Source organism: Flavobacterium urumqiense, assembly GCF_900108015.1.
Taxonomy (GTDB): Bacteria; Bacteroidota; Bacteroidia; order Flavobacteriales; family Flavobacteriaceae; genus Flavobacterium; species Flavobacterium urumqiense.
In genome coordinates this window covers 547,172-564,334 of record NZ_FNVP01000001.1, presented here as the reverse complement: position 1 = coordinate 564,334, position 17,163 = coordinate 547,172, and the positions used below count along the sequence as shown (strand labels likewise).

Annotated in this window: 17 protein-coding genes; 6 read left to right on the top strand and 11 right to left on the bottom strand. The window is 34.1% G+C overall.

What is annotated here, in order from left to right; genetic code table 11:
• Nucleotides 1-294: 294 nt before the first annotated feature.
• Nucleotides 295-897, top strand: a complete 603-nt coding sequence (locus tag C4S35_RS02500; RefSeq protein WP_103998642.1) for a hypothetical protein — start codon at nucleotides 295-297, stop codon at nucleotides 895-897.
• Entirely contained in the window at nucleotides 890-4,255 is a 3,366-nt protein-coding gene (gene mfd / locus C4S35_RS02495; RefSeq protein WP_103998641.1) for a transcription-repair coupling factor, read from the top strand. The genes C4S35_RS02500 and mfd overlap by 8 nt, the downstream gene beginning before the upstream one ends.
• Nucleotides 4,256-4,342: 87 nt before the next feature.
• On the opposite strand, the gene C4S35_RS02490 is transcribed toward mfd, so the two are convergent.
• The 3 genes from C4S35_RS02490 to C4S35_RS02480 form a co-directional block, all read right to left on the bottom strand.
• Nucleotides 4,343-4,999: an aspartate kinase gene (locus C4S35_RS02490; protein WP_103998640.1), complete on the bottom strand. Its 657-nt coding sequence runs from the start codon at nucleotides 4,997-4,999 to the stop codon at nucleotides 4,343-4,345.
• A 118-nt stretch (nucleotides 5,000-5,117) separates the two neighbouring features.
• The gene (locus tag C4S35_RS02485) at nucleotides 5,118-5,477 is read right to left on the bottom strand and encodes a YraN family protein (RefSeq protein ID WP_103998639.1); all 360 of its coding nucleotides are present in this window, start codon (nucleotides 5,475-5,477) and stop codon (nucleotides 5,118-5,120) included.
• A gap of 116 nt (nucleotides 5,478-5,593) precedes the next feature.
• Nucleotides 5,594-6,496 (bottom strand): S66 peptidase family protein, encoded by a 903-nt coding sequence (locus C4S35_RS02480; RefSeq protein ID WP_244175178.1) that lies wholly within the window; start codon nucleotides 6,494-6,496, stop codon nucleotides 5,594-5,596.
• 280 nt (nucleotides 6,497-6,776) lie between these two features.
• On the opposite strand from C4S35_RS02480, the gene C4S35_RS02475 reads away from it, so the two are divergent.
• The 3 genes from C4S35_RS02475 to amaB all read left to right on the top strand — a co-directional run bounded on the left by C4S35_RS02475 (nucleotide 6,777) and on the right by amaB (nucleotide 10,456).
• A complete protein-coding gene (locus C4S35_RS02475) occupies nucleotides 6,777-7,886 on the top strand; it encodes an endonuclease/exonuclease/phosphatase family protein (protein ID WP_103998637.1) in 1,110 nt (369 codons plus the stop codon).
• 176 nt (nucleotides 7,887-8,062) lie between these two features.
• Entirely contained in the window at nucleotides 8,063-8,602 is a 540-nt protein-coding gene (locus tag C4S35_RS02470) for a 3-hydroxyanthranilate 3,4-dioxygenase (RefSeq protein WP_103998636.1), read from the top strand.
• Between the two features lie 300 nt (nucleotides 8,603-8,902).
• Nucleotides 8,903-10,456 carry an L-piperidine-6-carboxylate dehydrogenase gene (gene amaB / locus C4S35_RS02465; protein ID WP_103998783.1) on the top strand — a complete coding sequence of 518 codons (1,554 nt, stop codon included), beginning with the start codon at nucleotides 8,903-8,905 and terminating at the stop codon, nucleotides 10,454-10,456.
• 103 nt (nucleotides 10,457-10,559) lie between these two features.
• On the opposite strand, the gene C4S35_RS02460 is transcribed toward amaB, so the two are convergent.
• From C4S35_RS02460 to C4S35_RS02435, 7 genes are all read right to left on the bottom strand, one after another.
• Complete coding sequence (locus C4S35_RS02460; RefSeq protein ID WP_103998635.1) at nucleotides 10,560-11,057, bottom strand: DUF6646 family protein; 498 nt, start codon at nucleotides 11,055-11,057, stop codon at nucleotides 10,560-10,562.
• A 43-nt stretch (nucleotides 11,058-11,100) separates the two neighbouring features.
• Nucleotides 11,101-11,826 (bottom strand): metallophosphoesterase, encoded by a 726-nt coding sequence (locus C4S35_RS02455; protein WP_103998634.1) that lies wholly within the window; start codon nucleotides 11,824-11,826, stop codon nucleotides 11,101-11,103.
• Nucleotides 11,827-11,917: 91 nt separating this feature from the next.
• Entirely contained in the window at nucleotides 11,918-12,127 is a 210-nt protein-coding gene (locus C4S35_RS02450; RefSeq protein ID WP_103998633.1) for a hypothetical protein, read from the bottom strand.
• A gap of 174 nt (nucleotides 12,128-12,301) precedes the next feature.
• Nucleotides 12,302-12,946 (bottom strand): hypothetical protein, encoded by a 645-nt coding sequence (locus C4S35_RS02445; RefSeq protein ID WP_208618858.1) that lies wholly within the window; start codon nucleotides 12,944-12,946, stop codon nucleotides 12,302-12,304.
• Nucleotides 12,904-13,233: a hypothetical protein gene (locus C4S35_RS15780; RefSeq protein ID WP_208618857.1), complete on the bottom strand. Its 330-nt coding sequence runs from the start codon at nucleotides 13,231-13,233 to the stop codon at nucleotides 12,904-12,906. The genes C4S35_RS02445 and C4S35_RS15780 overlap by 43 nt, the downstream gene beginning before the upstream one ends.
• A gap of 237 nt (nucleotides 13,234-13,470) precedes the next feature.
• Nucleotides 13,471-14,169, bottom strand: a complete 699-nt coding sequence (locus C4S35_RS02440) for a hypothetical protein (RefSeq protein WP_103998632.1) — start codon at nucleotides 14,167-14,169, stop codon at nucleotides 13,471-13,473.
• 791 nt (nucleotides 14,170-14,960) lie between these two features.
• Nucleotides 14,961-15,320, bottom strand: a complete 360-nt coding sequence (locus C4S35_RS02435; RefSeq protein WP_146059507.1) for a hypothetical protein — start codon at nucleotides 15,318-15,320, stop codon at nucleotides 14,961-14,963.
• 149 nt (nucleotides 15,321-15,469) lie between these two features.
• On the opposite strand from C4S35_RS02435, the gene C4S35_RS02430 reads away from it, so the two are divergent.
• Nucleotides 15,470-15,664 (top strand): hypothetical protein, encoded by a 195-nt coding sequence (locus C4S35_RS02430; protein WP_103998630.1) that lies wholly within the window; start codon nucleotides 15,470-15,472, stop codon nucleotides 15,662-15,664.
• Between the two features lie 7 nt (nucleotides 15,665-15,671).
• Here C4S35_RS02430 and hflX read toward each other — a convergent pair whose 3' ends face one another.
• On the bottom strand, nucleotides 15,672-16,922 hold the full coding sequence (gene hflX / locus C4S35_RS02425) for a GTPase HflX (RefSeq protein WP_103998629.1): 1,251 nt from the start codon (nucleotides 16,920-16,922) through the stop codon (nucleotides 15,672-15,674).
• Nucleotides 16,923-17,163 lie beyond the last annotated feature (241 nt).

Below are 17,163 nucleotides of genomic sequence, written 5' to 3'. Positions count from 1 at the left end.
TTAGAAATTCAAAGATAACGTTTTCGTAAATAACATAATTTTGGATAAAAATATTATTAAATTCTTAAAATGATATTCATAATCGTAATGAAATTATTAATATTCATAATTTAAAGCATCAAAATATCTTCTGAAATAGTAGATTGTTATTTGAAAATCACAAATGCAATCTAAATTAAATTCAGAGCTTTTTTGAGAGATGAAAACCTCCAATATGTTTCTATGGTTATTACTAATACTGTAATTCGTTATTGTAAATTTACTTTGTAACTTTGTCCTTTAATGTATTCACTTATGAAATATAAATTATCATTCTTGTTTTTTCTGATTATCATTTTGTCTTCGTGCAAAAATGATAATCAAAAACGATTAGCGGAAAATGAAAAACAGAATAAAAAAAGCGAACTTATTTTTTCAAATATCAACAAAGGCTGGGTTTTTTATGACACTCCTATCAACACAACTTCTGAAGCGACAGTAGCTAGCTGGAGCGAACTGCGAGTATTCTTTGCGGAATTAGCCGTTAAGCCTAAAAAAACAATTGGGGCGTTTCAAAAAAAATCAAAAGCATTGTCTGAAAAAGTAATGGCTTTAAATGAAAACATTCCATCACAGTTTAATAAACCTCAGATAAAAAGCAGGGTTTCTACTTTAATTACCAAGGTGAGATTGTTGGATTTGTTCCTAAATCTGGATAAAATACCCGATCAAAAAGTAATTGTCTTAGTTTCAGAAATCAATGCGGAGCTAGTGTCTTTGCAAAGACAAATGGACAAAATTGTGGAGAGAAGTAAAATTCCTGTCGAAGAAGGAGAATCGGAATTAATGAAAATGATGGACACTTCCAGAGCAATTCCTAATACAACAACCGACCCAAATCTACCGCACGTTGAGTAAAAAAGCTTTATATAACACTTACGATGAATCTCCAAAAACCCAACAAATCGTTGCTCGTTTATTGGAAAATAATCAAGTAAAAATGCACCTTTCCGGATTAATTGGATCGGCGCTTTCCTTTGTAATACGTTCCATTTTTAAGAAATCGGAACTTCCTTTTTTGGTTGTTTTAAACAATAAAGAAGAAGCTGCTTATTATTTGAATGATCTCGAACAGATGGTTGGGGAGCAAGATGTATTATTTTATCCCGGTTCCTACCGTAGACCGTACCAAATTGAAGAAACAGATAATGCCAATGTTTTGCTTCGCGCCGAAGTCCTGAACAGAATCAATTCCCGTAAAAAACCGGCAATTATTGTCACCTATCCCGAAGCATTATTTGAGAAAGTGGTGACTCGAAAGGAATTGGATAAAAACACATTGAAAGTATCCGTTGGAGACAAAATTTCTATTGATTTTATCAACGAAGTATTATTCGAATACGAATTCAAAAGAGTTGATTTTATTACGGAACCCGGTGAATTTTCGGTTCGTGGAGGAATTGTAGATGTATTTTCTTTTTCGAATGATAATCCATACCGAATTGAGTTTTTTGGAGACGAAGTGGAGAGCATTCGTACCTTCGACGTCGCGACGCAATTGTCTATCGTAACACAAAAAAAGATTACGATAATCCCAAATGTGGAGAACAAGGTTTTTCAGGAAAACCGAGAAAGTTTCTTGGATTATATTTCGGAGAAAACGGTAATTTTCATTCAGAATACCGAAGATTTTTTATCACAATTAGACAAACAATTTGGCAAAGCCGAAGAAGCTTTCGCGAAATTGTCACAGGAAATAAAACGATCCGCGCCGGAACAATTGTTCTTAAATCAAGCGGAATTTATAAAAAGAGCGTTGGATTTCTCGATTGTTGAATTGAGTTCGAAGGCTATTTTTAGAACCACCAAAAAATTCGAATACCACATTCAGCCGCAGCCCTCATTCAACAAACAATTTGATTTGTTGTTGAATAATCTGAATGAAAATCATTTCAACGGTTATAAAAATTATTTGTTTTGTTCCAATGACGCTCAAGCCAAGCGATTTCATGATATTTTTGAAACGTTGGATGAGGCCAATTCTGAGAATATCCGAAAGCAATACAACACGATTGTTTTGCCTTTGTACCAAGGATTTATTGACGAAGAAAACCAAATCACTTGTTACACCGACCACCAGATTTTTGAACGCTATCATAAATTTAGCATCAAAAATGGCTATTCGAAAAAACAAAATATCACTTTAAAAGAGTTGACGACATTATCCGTTGGTGATTACGTGACACACATTGATCACGGAATTGGACGATTTGGAGGTTTGCAAAAAATACAAGTTGAAGGCAAAACGCAAGAAGCGATCAAACTCGTTTATGCCGATAATGATATTGTGTATGTGAGTATTCATTCGCTGCACAAAATTTCCAAATACAACGGAAAAGATGGAACGCCACCCAAAATTTACAAATTGGGTTCAAATGCTTGGAAGATTTTAAAACAAAAAACCAAGGCGCGTGTCAAACATATTGCATTCAATTTGATTCAGTTATATGCCAAGCGAAGATTGGAAAAAGGATTCCAGTTTGCGCCCGACAGTTATTTACAAAATGAACTGGAAAGTTCGTTTATGTACGAAGATACACCGGATCAAACCAAATCAACAGCGGAAGTAAAAGCCGATATGGAAAGTGATCGTCCAATGGATCGCTTGGTTTGTGGGGATGTAGGTTTTGGTAAAACCGAAGTAGCCATTCGTGCCGCTTTCAAAGCGGTTGACAACAGCAAACAAGTTGCGATTCTGGTTCCTACGACTATTTTGGCATACCAACATTATCGAACTTTTACGGAACGATTGAAAGATATGCCGGTTTCTGTTGGCTATTTAAATCGTTTTAGAACAGCCAAACAAAAAGCGGAAACTTTAAAACAATTGGCCGAAGGAAAACTCGATATTGTCATTGGAACACACCAATTGGTTAACAAAAATGTAGTTTTTAAAGATTTGGGATTGTTGATTGTGGATGAAGAACAAAAATTTGGTGTCAACGTAAAAGACAAACTCAAAACCATAGCTGCAAATGTCGACACGCTGACTTTGACCGCAACGCCAATTCCTAGAACGTTACAATTTTCGTTGATGGCTGCACGTGATTTGTCGGTAATTACAACTCCACCACCTAACAGATATCCTATCGAAACAAATGTGGTCGGTTTCAGTGAAGAGTTGATTCGAGATGCGATTTCGTATGAAATTCAGCGTAACGGACAGGTTTTCTTCATCAATAATCGAATCGAGAATATTAAAGAAGTTGCAGGAATGATTCAGCGTTTGGTACCCAATGCCAGAGTTGGAATCGGTCACGGACAAATGGAAGGAAGAAAACTCGAAGAGTTGATGTTGGCATTCATGAATGGAGAATTTGATGTTTTGGTGGCCACCACAATTATCGAAAGTGGATTAGATGTTCCCAATGCCAACACGATCTTCATCAATAATGCGAATAATTTCGGATTGTCAGATTTGCATCAAATGCGGGGTCGGGTAGGTCGTAGCAACAAGAAAGCGTTTTGTTATTTTATTTGTCCGCCGTATTCTGCAATGACAGATGATGCCAGAAAACGAATTCAGGCTTTGGAACAATTCAGTGAACTAGGAAGTGGTTTTAATATTGCGATGAAAGATTTAGAGATTCGTGGTGCCGGAGATTTATTGGGAGGCGAACAAAGCGGTTTCATCAACGAGATCGGTTTTGATACGTATCAAAAAATTATGAATGAGGCTATTGACGAATTGAAAGAAAATGAATTCAAAGATTTGTATCCTGAGGAAAACAATTTGGAAACCAAAGAATACGTCAAAGACTTGCAAATCGACACTGATTTTGAGTTGTTATTTTCGGATGAATACATCAATAATGTTTCGGAACGATTGAGTTTGTACAATGAATTAGGTGCGGTAAAAAATGAAGAAGAACTCATTATTTTCCAAAATAAATTGATAGACCGTTTTGGTCCAATGCCGCCACGTGCCAAAGCATTAATGAACAGCATTCGAATCAAATGGATTGCCACTCGCATTGGAATCGAAAAATTAGTGATGAAACAAGGGAAGATGATTGGTTATTTTGTCTCTGATCAACAATCAGCGTATTACCAATCCAATCGTTTTCAGGATGTTTTACAGTTTGTGCAAAAACACAGTGCTATTTGTAAAATGAAAGAGAAGCAAACACCGGCGGGATTACGACTTTTGCTGACTTTTGACAATGTAAAAAATACTCGAAGGGCTTTGGAATTGATGGAAATGTTGGGGAAATAGAAATGGAAAATAGTGATTTTACCATACAAAAAGAGGGATTGATTTTCAATAAATCAATCCCTCTTTTATTTATCTAAATATATGTTTCTAATTCTTTAAATCCTTTATTACTTTAAAAGCCACGTCGACTTGTTCTTCGCTTACTAAAATCGTAAACTCATTTGACGTCGAAATTACCTCATTGATGATGATTCCTTCCCAAGCCAATCGCTGGAAAATAAAGTAATAAATACCTGGAACAACGATATTCTCTTTTGGTAATTTTACAGTGATTGAAGCAAGATTGTCTAGTTTTTGAATCAACTTCTCCGTTGCAAAGTGTTTGTCAACCAAATGTGTTACACTATTGCTAACCACAATATTAGTTTCGTTAACACCTCTTGATGAAGTGTAAAAAATATCTGGAAAAGAATTAATATCCGTAATTAAATCAGCTTGTTTGTTTAAAACAGTTTCAGATGCTGCAAAAGTAAAATCCGTTAATGAGGAGCGAACGGTAATTTCTCCAATGTTTTTTATTACTTTATTGATCTTATGGTTTAGTCTAAAATCCAATTCTTCAGTTAGTCTCTTTAGAGCCATAACAACAGCACCTTGCTTAACCTCTTTGCCAAATTCACTTTCTAATTCGGTCATTATATTTCTGGATAATGAAGTCAGATTGATAATCCCAAGTGATAAAGCATTAAGGAGAAAGGGCTTAGTTTTAATGTAGTTTTCTACAATTGAAGAAACAGTTTTCATAGCAGTAAGAGTTTAGTTTTTTTGGTAAATAGTTGTAGTTAGTAAATAGTTGTTTGAAATACCAGTGCAAATATAATTAAAAAACAATTTGTTACAAATATAACATTAAGAAATTTTATTAAAAATAATAAAAAGCATCTATAAGGTGGTCAATTACAAAAGATTTGCCTTCTTTGTGGATAGCGACAATATCAAAACGAACTTCAATGTTTAAATCTCGTTCGTTTACAAAGGCGTCAACAGCTTTTACCAGAAGTTGAATTTTTTTTGGTTTTACAAAATCTTGTGGCAAACCAAATTCGAGAGACGAACGAGTTTTTACTTCAATAACAGCCAATGTATTTTCTTTCTTGGCAAGAATATCGATTTCCGCTTTTTGGAAAGTCCAATTGGTTTCTAGTATGGCATAACCATTTTTTTTCAGGTATTCAACCGCCAATTCTTCTCCAAGTTTTCCAAGTTCGTTGTGTTCGGCCATGAGGATAGTATTCAGTTTCAGTTTTCAGTTTGAATAAACTTGCGATTAGAAAAAACGTTTTCTATACAGTTTATGAACTTCTGCAATCAAAAAAAGTATGTAATTCAAACAGGAGATTAGGGAGCTGCAAAAATTACAGTACTAAAATTATTAGTAACATCAATCGTTACTTTACTGCCTAAAACCAAGGCTCTGTTGTCCTGAATATGACCTGCGGGAAAGTTATACAAAACCGGAATATTATATTTTTTTGTAACATCATCAATAATTTCGATAGCGTTTTTCCCCCATGGAATATCATTGTCTTTCATTTTTGTCATCGAACCCACAATAATTCCTTTTATGCTTTCCAGACAGCCGTTGCGTTTTAAGTTCATCATCATACGATCTATATGATATAAATATTCATCTAAATCTTCGATAAATAAAATTTTATCGGTGCAATCAATAGCTGATTGAGAACCGAATAAACTGTATAAAATGGATAAATTGCCGCCGACTAATTCGCCAGACGCTTTTCCTAATTTATTCATGGCAAATGGACTAACTTTATAAGTTAGTGTTTCTCCAAACATAGCAATGCGCAGTGATTCTATTGCTTCCTTAGATGCACGAGGAATGCTTATTGGCATGATTCCGTGAATGGATTTAAAGCCTAAAGTGTTCAAATGATTATGCAAAACGGTGACATCGCTAAAACCTATAACCCATTTTGGATGCTGTTTGAATTTGGTGAAATCCAATAAATCGATCATTCGTACCGTTCCATATCCGCCTTTAACACACCAAATAGCTTTGATGTTCGGATTGTCCAATTGTTGCTGAAAATCGGCAGCACGTTGTACATCAGTGCCAGCTAATTGATTATCGTCTAAACCAATTGTATTGCCTATGATTACTTCAAGACCCCAACTGTGCAATAAGTTTACAGCGGGTTTCAGATTGTCATCTACATTTTTTCTGGCTGTTGCCAAAATGGCTATTGTGTCTCCTTTTTGTAAAATAGGTGGTGTTATCATTGGGGTATTGTTGGCTTGACAGTTGAAGGCTTGTAAAATAAAAACAAGAAATAGGAATTTATATAAAACAAAATTGCTGTTTATAAAAGTAAATCGGGTCACATGCATTTTTATTTATTTTTTATAAATATATCAAATTCTAAGAAATAGAAGTCTATTAATTATTAAAACAAAGATAAACAATTAGAAAATAATTTAGACTTCCATCTTAAAATGAAGTATTTTTACAAATAGCCGACTTAAAACGAGCGAATAATTTCAAATAGTACAATTAAAAATTATGAGAATAACATCTTTGATTCTCCTGTTAATTTTATTTTTCTCCAATGTTGCAGCAAGGGCACAGCAAAAAAATTATATTATTCATACCGTGGCATTTTATAATTTTGAAAATTTATTTGACACTATAAATGACCCAGTTACTAACGACGATGAATGGACACCAAAAGGATTGCAACGCTGGACATCCAAAAAGTACCATCATAAACTGGAAAACTTAGCAAGAGTATTATCTGAAATTGGATCATCTGAAAATCCAGATTCCCCAACATTTATTGGTGGTTCCGAAATTGAAAATAGAGGTGTTTTGGAAGATTTAATCAAGCAGCCCAAACTGATTAACAAAGATTATGGAATTATACATTTTGATTCGCCGGACAAAAGAGGAATAGATGTCGCGTTATTGTATCAAAAGAAGCAGTTTCAGCCCACAAGTTTTTCTAATATTCCTCTATATGTTTACAGGAATGACACAAAATCAAAAGAAGCCGCAAAAATTGAATCAGAAGAAAAAACAGATGATGTTTTACAAATAAGCATTCAAAATCATCGTATTTATACTAGAGATCAGCTTCTGGTAACCGGTTTTCTGGATGGAGAAGAAATTAATATCATTGTTAATCACTGGCCTTCCCGTTCCGGAGGGGAGAAAAAAACAAGTCCTTTTAGAGAAGCAGCGGGAGCTTTGAACAAAAAAATTATCGATTCCCTTCAAAAAATTAATCCAAAAGCAAAAGTGATTACGCTTGGCGACTTAAATGACGGTCCATATAATAGGAGCGTTAAAATAGCGCTTGGTGCAAAAGCCAAAAAAGGAGATGTCCCTCCTCTCGGCATATACAATCCATTTGAAGAAATGGCCAAAAACGGAATGGGAACAATCGCTTTTCGGGATGCTTGGGACATTTTTGACCAAATTATGGTTTCAGGATCCTTATTAAAACTAGATAAATCTTCCTTTTCCTTTTGGAAAGCCGGAATTTACAACAAACCTTTTTTAATTCAAACCAGTGGACAATATAAAGGGTATCCTTTGAGACATTCACCTACTGAAATTGGTTTTAGCGACCATTTTCCGGTCTATATTTATTTAATTAAAGAAAAAAAATGATCCTGTAAAGATGCACTGAAGTTCATCTCTAACTATTTTTTCTTTAATATTTGAGGCATTTTAAAAATATAAGTTTAGCACCATTAAAATTTATTGCAACTTATATGGTCTTATATTTCTTAAATGATTTCATCTATTTTTTATATTTCATAACTTTACATTTAAAATTAAAAAACATGGCAATAGCAAAACCTTTCAACCTCAATAATTGGATAGAGGAGAACCGTCATCTTCTTAAACCACCGGTAGGAAACAAAAATTTATATACAGAATCAGGGGATTATATCGTCATGATTGTTGCAGGTCCTAATGCCCGAAAAGACTATCATTATAACGAAACCGAAGAATTGTTTTACCAACTCGAAGGTTCTATAAAAGTAATTGTACAAGAAGATGGGCTCCGAAAAGAAATGGAACTTCATGCAGGGGATATGTACCTTCATTCAGGAAAAATCCCGCATTCTCCGGTACGTTCCGAAGGTTCCATAGGTTTAGTAATTGAGCGAAAACGTGCTGGGCAAGGCTACACAGATGGTTTATTGTGGTTTTGCGATAAATGCAACCATAAATTACACGAAGTCTATTTTGAACTTCATGATATCGAAAAAGATTTTCTACCTCATTTTGAACATTTTTACAATTCAGAAAAATTGAGAACTTGTGAAAATTGCGGAACTATTATGGAAGCCGACCCGAAATTTGTAAGCCAAAAATAATATTTAGGAGCTATTCCCGCTTTCCGTTAAAAGTCCTCATCCCGTTGGCAACATTTTTAAAATAACTTCAAAAGCTTCCTCTGGTCGCTTTGTCGTTATAAAAAATGTAAGCCAACGAGACTTTGGGCTTTCCACTTTTATCGGGGCTAAACACTCGATGTACTAAAAAAACTTTAGGTTACTCTATCGCAATTTTTGTGAAACCCTGCAAAACATAAAAAATCGCATTCAATGGTTACTTTTTCGGGTTTATATAATATCTTTACAAAAAATATAACAATTTTTATTAAAAAAGTTACAATGATAACAATAGCAGATCAATTTGGAATGAAAGAAGCATTGGCGCAATTGGGTGTAAAAGCCATAAACGAAGGAACTTCAACGGGTGTAAACCATTTTTCAAACGGAGAAATTCTTGAAAGTCATTCGCCAGTTGACGGACAATTAATCGCATCAGTAAAAACAACTAGTGCTGCCGATTACGAAAAAGTAATGCAAACCGCTACCGAAGCATTTAAAACATTCCGATTGATGCCAGCGCCACAACGTGGTGAAATCGTGCGTCAGTTTGGAGATAAATTACGTAAAAACAAAGAAGCTTTAGGCAAATTGGTTTCCTACGAAATGGGGAAATCATTGCAAGAAGGATACGGAGAAGTTCAGGAAATGATTGATATATGTGATTTTGCAGTGGGTCTTTCCCGTCAATTGCACGGATTAACGATGCATTCAGAACGTCCGGGGCACAGAATGTATGAGCAATACCATCCAATGGGAATTGTCGGAATTATTTCGGCATTCAACTTTCCAGTGGCAGTTTGGGCTTGGAATACAGCACTAGCTTGGATTTGTGGAGATGTTTGTGTTTGGAAACCTTCAGAGAAAACACCACTTTGCGGAATTGCCTGTCAAAATATAATTGCCGAAGTAATCAAAGAAAATAATCTTCCAGAAGGAATTTCTTGTTTAATCAATGGTGATTATAAAGTAGGTGAAATGTTGACTAACGATAGACGCGTACCTTTAATTTCTGCTACAGGATCTACTCGTATGGGGAAAATCGTTGCGCAGGCAGTTGCAGGTCGTTTAGGAAAATCATTATTGGAATTGGGTGGGAACAATGCAATCATTGTGACTTCCGATGCTGATATTAAAATGACAGTTATCGGGGCCGTTTTTGGGGCCGTAGGAACAGCAGGACAACGTTGTACTTCAACTCGTCGTTTGATTATTCACGAAAGTATTTACGATAAAGTAAAAGATGCTGTCGTATCGGCTTACGGACAATTGCGTATTGGAAATCCATTGGACGAAAACAATCATGTTGGACCGCTAATTGACAAACATGCTGTCGAAATGTACAATAATGCTTTAACAAAAGTCGTTGCCGAAGGTGGAAAAATCCTTGTAGAAGGTGGCGTACTTTCTGGTGAAGGATACGAAAGTGGTTGTTATGTGAAACCTGCAATTGCAGAAGCGGACAACTCATTCGAAATCGTACAACACGAAACTTTTGCGCCTGTTTTATATTTAATTAAATATTCCGGAACCGTAGAAAACGCTGTTGATGTTCAAAACGGAGTGGCTCAAGGATTGTCTTCAGCGATTATGACTAACAATTTAAGAGAAGCAGAACATTTCTTATCTGTTGTAGGTTCTGATTGTGGAATTGCAAACGTAAATATTGGAACTTCTGGAGCTGAGATTGGTGGCGCTTTTGGTGGAGAAAAAGAAACTGGAGGAGGAAGAGAATCTGGTTCAGATGCTTGGAAAATCTACATGAGAAGACAAACCAATACTATCAATTATACTACAAGTTTGCCATTGGCACAAGGAATAAAATTTGATTTGTAAATAATTAATAAGCATAATAAAAAAGGCAATTTGAAATTTCAAATTGCCTTTTTTAGTTGTAAAAGATATTAATGAGAATCATTTCTGACTCTTTAAACCAATATTACAAATTGAAAGAAGCTCCAATATTAAACACAAATTGGTTGTTTAATTTATCAAAACCTACTGGGTTAGTTTTATAACTTGCAATTGGAATTCCAGCTTCTGTAAAAATACCAAAGCCTTCTGTGAAGAAATAACGAAATCCTAAATGCGCACCAAAATTTCTTAAACCTAAATCAAGACCTGGATAAATATCCATTTTTTTATCAAGCTGAAAAACATTTCCTAAATTAGCATTGAATCTGAATTTTGCATCGATTCTATCTCCAAATTTAGGTTTGTTACCTAAATCATCTGAACTAGCAGACAGTAAGTAAGAAGCTGCAAAACCGTATGACATGTTTTCTCCAAGTCCAAAATCGGAAGAGATCCCAATTCCTGCTCCACCGTTTTGAATATTTGCACCAACATCAAATTTAACGTCTCCTTTTCCTTTGAAAGCCTGTGCATTTACGAAACTAGCTGCCAATAATAATGACAATGTAATAAACCTTTTCATATTCTTAAACTTTTAAAATTTAGGCAAAAATAGTTTAAATAAATTAATTCCTACCTTTTTCATTGGCGTATAAAGACGGTAAAGGTTCGCTCTGCCAGAATTCTTTCGTGTCTACATCCATAATTGTTAACGGACCTTTAAAAGCTGCTCCAGTATCAAGATTCCAAACGCAAGCCATTTGAACCGGGGTAGTTCTGCCAATTCTGGTAACTGGCGTGTGGCCAATATAAATCTCTTTATATAATGTAAATCGTTTGGGATACAACAAATCATCAATTTTCATATTTTTATCTAAAGCCAAAGCAGTTTCCCACAGCGTTCTGTCCCAGTAAAAAAGTTTGGGAAAATATTCAAAATCAATTCCGTTCATATTGGTAAAACCAGCATGGATAAACAAACGGTTGTCGTCATCCAGATGATAATCCGCTAAAGCATGCAGAAATTCAATGTGTTTTAGTTTGGTTGCCGCACTTACCGTAGCGTAAGCAAGAACAGTAGCTTCGCCGCCGTGTTTATACCATAACAGATTGTCTTTGCTTTCATCAAGCCAGGTGCGCAACAATTCATCATGATTTCCCCTAATGAAAACGCAGTTGTGTGTTTTATTTAATTTAATTAAAAAATCAATCACCTGAGGAGATTGACTCCAGCCATCTACATAATCTCCCAAAAAAATCAAGTTGTCTTTTTTGGTAACGGCTGCTCTTTCCATTATTTGGTGTAATGCGTGTAAACCACCGTGTATATCTCCTATGACGAGTGTTCTCATTTCTTGTAGTCTCAATTTGTTCTTTTACAAAAATAGCAGAAAATAAGTATTGTGTTACCTAGCTATTTAAAAAAGTGTTTGTTTGGTGATTTTAAACAATGGTAAAATATTCAAATCCTCGACATTTTGTTTTGGCTATTATGCTCAATTGCATTTCCATTTCTTCAGGAGTTAATTCCAAAACTAAAGCTTCAGAATCTGGTCGAAATTTTCCATTATTTCTTTTTGCAAAAATTGAATGTATATTTTCTTCAGTGTCCTTATAATTCTTACAGTTCAAAATTGCTTCACTCAATATCATTTCTTTCGATGTTGTCTTTTAGTCGTTCGTTCCTCAAACATCGCACATAACGTCCCGATGCTTTGAGATGGCTGGAAGTTCGTAACCGCTCAATTTTCGGCTGAACGAAAACTTGATGTGAAATGATAATTCCACTGAATTCCAGCTAGCTCAAAACAGCTGTTGTGCGTTCGTTTATTTCACACCAAAACGTTGATTTTTATAATCAATTATTATAATATTGTTTAAGAAGTAAGCATTTCCTGTAATTCCCCATATATGTTCTTTGTCATAAAATTCGTCGTGTTTGTTGAGTTTGTCGTAAAATACTGTCGCAGGATTAAGTTGTTTATTTCCAAATTTTATTTTTGAGTTTACCTTGCGACCATAAACCATATAGAATACACCCCAACTTGAAGTTTTTAATGAATCAACTATTTTATTAGCTGATATTTTATTTGCTCTTTCTTCGGTAGTCATTAATGCGAATAAACTTGCTCCTGTGTCAAATAATAAGTTTTCTACTTTATTATTTATATTAAAAGGGATTTTAATTCTTCCATCTTTAATTATAAATGGCTGAAAGTTTGCTTTGGAGAATTTCTTTGGAAGCTTTTTTGTGATACTAATTCTTTTATTGGGATAATCTATGATTAAAATTTTGTCCTGAAAAATATCTGGTGCAAGTGTTCCGATATGTTTTTCTGATTTAGTATTAATAGAATCTTTTGGTATTTCCTCTCCATAATTTTTAAATATTCCGATGTTTATTTTCCCAATATTTACTTTTCCTAGTTTTAATTCAACATTTTTAAGTTTAAAATGTGTTTTGTTAAACATTTTAAACTTAAAAATGTTGTGTCTATTTTATTTTTCAAATTGCTATATTTCTCTAAATATGGATTTATAGAATTTTCGTAAAAAATCGTATTATATGCTCCTAAATCAAGTTGTAAATTAAATTTATGTGGCAAATTGTCGACTGTGACTGGAATTATAATAGCGAATTTATCAAAATATTTGCCGGAAACTTCAGCTCCTAGCCAATTGAATGGAATCCATTCTAGTTTTTGACCAAATGTTGTAAACGAAATTAGTAGAATTGTAAATAGAAATAATTTTTTCATTGTTTATGTTTAGTGTTTGTTATTTATTTTAAAAAAAGGTATTTTTTATGAAATGGTTTAATTAGTTTTTGGCTGTTTTTTAAATGACGCACAACGTTCCCTTGCTACAAGAGGTTTGGGATTAAATTAAGCCTTATTTTCGGATTTGCCTAAACTCCCCAAATACAAGACCATTTTCAAATTAAGCCAATTGCCCAAATTTCTTGTAGCAAGTGTTATGGGCAGTTATTTTTTTACTCAAAATTCAAGTTCGTCAAAATTCTTAATTTCAGATAATCTTAATATTTTTTTCTTTTTTATATTTTCCCAAGTTTCTTTAAAATTATCTGTAGTATATTCATCTCCGTCTTCATCCTTATTTAGATTATCCCTTGTTAGTTTCTTATTAGTCAAAAAATTTATACTCACTTCATATTGCGGAACTGGACCACGACTTGAATAAGAGTCATAACCGATTAATTCCATATCGCCATTTTGATGTCTAAATGTGTAACCCCAATTTCCGTATCTACCGTGTCCATAACTGATGTATAATTTCCCTTTTTTTATTTCAACATAAAGTTCAGGAGCAAAATATACTCCGCCATCTTCGTTTTCAGAAGAAAAACAATCATAATTTTTTGTGACTAATTCATAAAAACCTCCTTTATTGAATAATACAATAATACCTCTACGATTTCGGTCTAATTCACTACGATTATCATCTTTTATGATTTTACTTTTATCAGTTCCTTTAATTATAAGAACGATGTCTTCCAATCCGTCTTTGTTCAAGTCTCCTTTTATTTCGTCCCAACTTCCAGACGAAATTCCGCCTTTATACTTATGAATTACATATCCTTTTGGTATAAAGTCAGTTGGAGTTTTCTTTTGTTCAACTTGTCCAAAAACAGTAATTGTCAAAGTCAGAAATAAAAATGTTAGTTGTTTCTTCATTGTGTGGTCATATAATTGCCCATAACGTCCTGCTAGTAGGCGATGGTCGGGCTAAGAAAAGACAATTTTTCGGATTATCACACTATTTCCCAAGTACAAAACCATTTTCATTTCAGCCTAATTCCCGACTATCGCTTACTAGCTGTTATGGTGTGTAGTGACACGTCTGAAAATCACGGTAGATATACCACTCCAATTTCGGTAACTTTTACGCTTTCCAATTTCAGTTTCAAATAGTCATCGTTTTTCCAATTTCAGCTAAATCTCAAAAAAAACCCGAAAAAAAATTTCGATTTCGGTCGTCCGAAAAGTGATTGACATTTGATTGTCGGCAACAATTTCCTTTTAGTTTTCAGTTTAGTTTCAGTTCGGTTTTTCCATTCAGATTTCTTTCATCTCGGTCGCTACTTCATTATTATTTTTCGGTTAAAATCTTGATTAATTTTCGATGTTTCTCTTCAACGGAACTATACACCATAACGTTCCCGCGCTACACGCAGTTTGGGACTGAATTAAGCCCATTATTCGGATTTGCTAAATCTTCCAAGTACAAAACCAACTTCATATTAAGCCTAAAACCCAAATTGCTTGTAGCGTGTGTTAGGTAGCGTAACTTTATGTGCAAATCTTTTCCGTTTTAATTTATTTTCCACGTTGTAATTCTGTTTGTACAAGATTAGTTTGAGTATTTTCTACTTTGCAGAAAGATTGTTTTTAAGTGTTTTTTTTTAATAGATTTTCAGAATGAAATTTTTTATGCAAATTTCTAAATTTTAAAAACCTGATTATTTTTAGTTTGGCGGAGTTATTTCTTTTTCAATTTCTTCTGAAATCAACATCATCTCATAAGTTTTGGTTCCACGATAATAAGAATAATAGTTCCATTTTTTATCTTTTTTTAAACAGGCAATTATAAAATCATCTGCGCCTATGTTTTTTTTGAATCTAATTTCACCTTCTTCAAAATGATAAGCTCTGATAAGGTTTCCAATATTTGACTCATCGGTTTCATTAAATTTTACCCAGGGTTTTTCTAAAGATACTTCTGTTCCTACCATCATTATCGTTTCTGGTTTAGTTAGTTTTAGGAAAATAAAAAGGCCAATAATGATTACCAAAAATACTAATCCAAAATACTTTAACTTTTTCATAAGGTGATTATTAAATTTTACGCTCTGAGGTTATGCTACCTAACTTGTATATACTCGCTACAAAATAGCGTATATACACCCATAAATGGGTAGATTGTCGCTATTGGCTTGCGCTTTGTATTTCAAATATATTTAATTTTTCTTACAAAGTGATACTAAATAACATAAATGCAATTAATACCACCAAATCCCGCATGAAGGATGGCAGCGGAAATCCTCCCGATTTTTCTTCGGGAGATTGCAGCGAACAGCCTGACGCAGCTGTAACGCAGAGAAAGCTGGGGCATGTCCAAAAAAAATCCCTCTTGAAAATGTCAAAAGGGATTGGTTTATTTTATGGTTGAGGGGAAATTATTCGGTTTCTTCCTCGTCTTTTTCTTCTTTCTCCACTGCATCTTTATAATCCGGATACAAAAACTTATTATATGGAAAACGGGTGATGTGAATGTGTCTTACCGCTTCATAAACGCGTTCTCTGAATTCCTCGAAATTCTCTTTGTGCGTTGCCGATATAAATAACGCATTTTGTTCTCCAACCTTATTCATCCAAGTCGCTTTCCATTCTTCTAAAGTAAAATGCCTTGGCGTTTTTTCGGTTATTAAATCATCTTCATCAATGGTCAGCGGTTTGTAAGCATCTATTTTATTAAAAACCATAATGACCGGTTTGTCATTACATTTAATATCCAATAAAGTCTTATTTACCGATTCTATCTGATCTTCAAATTCAGGATGCGAAATATCTACGACATGCAATAGTAAATCAGCTTCGCGAACCTCATCGAGCGTACTTTTGAAAGAATCTACCAGTTGTGTTGGCAGTTTTCGAATAAAACCTACGGTATCCGAAAGCAAGAAAGGCAGGTTTTTGATGACCACTTTCCGCACAGTTGTGTCCAATGTTGCAAAAAGTTTATTTTCTACAAAAACATCACTTTTGCCAACGGCATTCATTAAGGTTGATTTTCCAACATTAGTATATCCCACCAGAGCCACACGAACCATAGCGCCACGATTGCCACGCTGTGTTCCCATTTGCTTGTCGATACTTTTTATTTTTTCTTTCAATAACGCAATTCTATCGCGAACAATACGTCTGTCTGTTTCAATCTCGGTTTCCCCAGGTCCACGCATTCCAATTCCCCCTTTTTGACGCTCTAAGTGCGTCCACATTCCGGAAAGTCTTGGTAATAAATATTGACATTGTGCTAATTCTACCTGCGTTCTAGCATAAGAGGTTTCGGCACGTTGTGCAAAAATATCAAGAATAAGGTGTGTTCTATCCAGGATTTTACATTCCTCAATTATTTTAGAAATATTTTTTTGTTGAGAAGGTGACAATTCATCATCAAATATCAAGGTAGAAATAGCATTCTCTTTTACAAATTGATGAATTTCTTCAATTTTTCCAGTTCCTACAAAAGTCTTGGGATTTGGGCGTTCCATTTTTTGTGAAAAACGTTTCACCACTTTTCCACCTGCGGTAAAAGTTAAAAACTCTAATTCGTCAAGATATTCACGCAGTTTCTCTTCACTTTGGTTTTGAGTTACAATACCAACAATGGCCGTTTTTTCGAAATTTATTACTTCTTTTTCTAACATGTCTTTGAATAAGCTACAAATTTAATGATTTGACCCGTACTTCTATAGTTATGTTACCATAAAAAGTGGGAAGCTGTAAATAATGATAGTTTTTAGTCGAGCCAAAAATTAGATTACTAAAATATTTTGCCGCTTATAAAATAAATTCATCCACAGATTTCTACAGATAAAACTATTTTTTTACTTTAGAATGAAAAAAATTTTGCCACAAATCAACATTTTATTTCAAAAAAAATTAGTG

Coding starts and splice junctions, on each gene's coding strand:
- C4S35_RS02450 (WP_103998633.1), bottom strand. CDS start 12,127: ATGATATTGAGTGAAGCAATTTTGAACTGTAAGAATTATAAGGACACT.
- C4S35_RS15780 (WP_208618857.1), bottom strand. CDS start 13,233: ATGAAAAAATTATTTCTATTTACAATTCTACTAATTTCGTTTACAACA.
- C4S35_RS02445 (WP_208618858.1), bottom strand. CDS start 12,946: ATGTTTAACAAAACACATTTTAAACTTAAAAATGTTGAATTAAAACTA.
- C4S35_RS02480 (WP_244175178.1), bottom strand. CDS start 6,496: ATGATAACACCACCTATTTTACAAAAAGGAGACACAATAGCCATTTTG.
- C4S35_RS02460 (WP_103998635.1), bottom strand. CDS start 11,057: ATGAAAAGGTTTATTACATTGTCATTATTATTGGCAGCTAGTTTCGTA.
- C4S35_RS02455 (WP_103998634.1), bottom strand. CDS start 11,826: ATGAGAACACTCGTCATAGGAGATATACACGGTGGTTTACACGCATTA.
- C4S35_RS02485 (WP_103998639.1), bottom strand. CDS start 5,477: ATGGCCGAACACAACGAACTTGGAAAACTTGGAGAAGAATTGGCGGTT.
- C4S35_RS02475 (WP_103998637.1), top strand. CDS start 6,777: ATGAGAATAACATCTTTGATTCTCCTGTTAATTTTATTTTTCTCCAAT.
- amaB (WP_103998783.1), top strand. CDS start 8,903: ATGATAACAATAGCAGATCAATTTGGAATGAAAGAAGCATTGGCGCAA.
- C4S35_RS02440 (WP_103998632.1), bottom strand. CDS start 14,169: ATGAAGAAACAACTAACATTTTTATTTCTGACTTTGACAATTACTGTT.
- C4S35_RS02500 (WP_103998642.1), top strand. CDS start 295: ATGAAATATAAATTATCATTCTTGTTTTTTCTGATTATCATTTTGTCT.
- hflX (WP_103998629.1), bottom strand. CDS start 16,922: ATGTTAGAAAAAGAAGTAATAAATTTCGAAAAAACGGCCATTGTTGGT.
- C4S35_RS02435 (WP_146059507.1), bottom strand. CDS start 15,320: ATGAAAAAGTTAAAGTATTTTGGATTAGTATTTTTGGTAATCATTATT.
- C4S35_RS02470 (WP_103998636.1), top strand. CDS start 8,063: ATGGCAATAGCAAAACCTTTCAACCTCAATAATTGGATAGAGGAGAAC.
- C4S35_RS02490 (WP_103998640.1), bottom strand. CDS start 4,999: ATGAAAACTGTTTCTTCAATTGTAGAAAACTACATTAAAACTAAGCCC.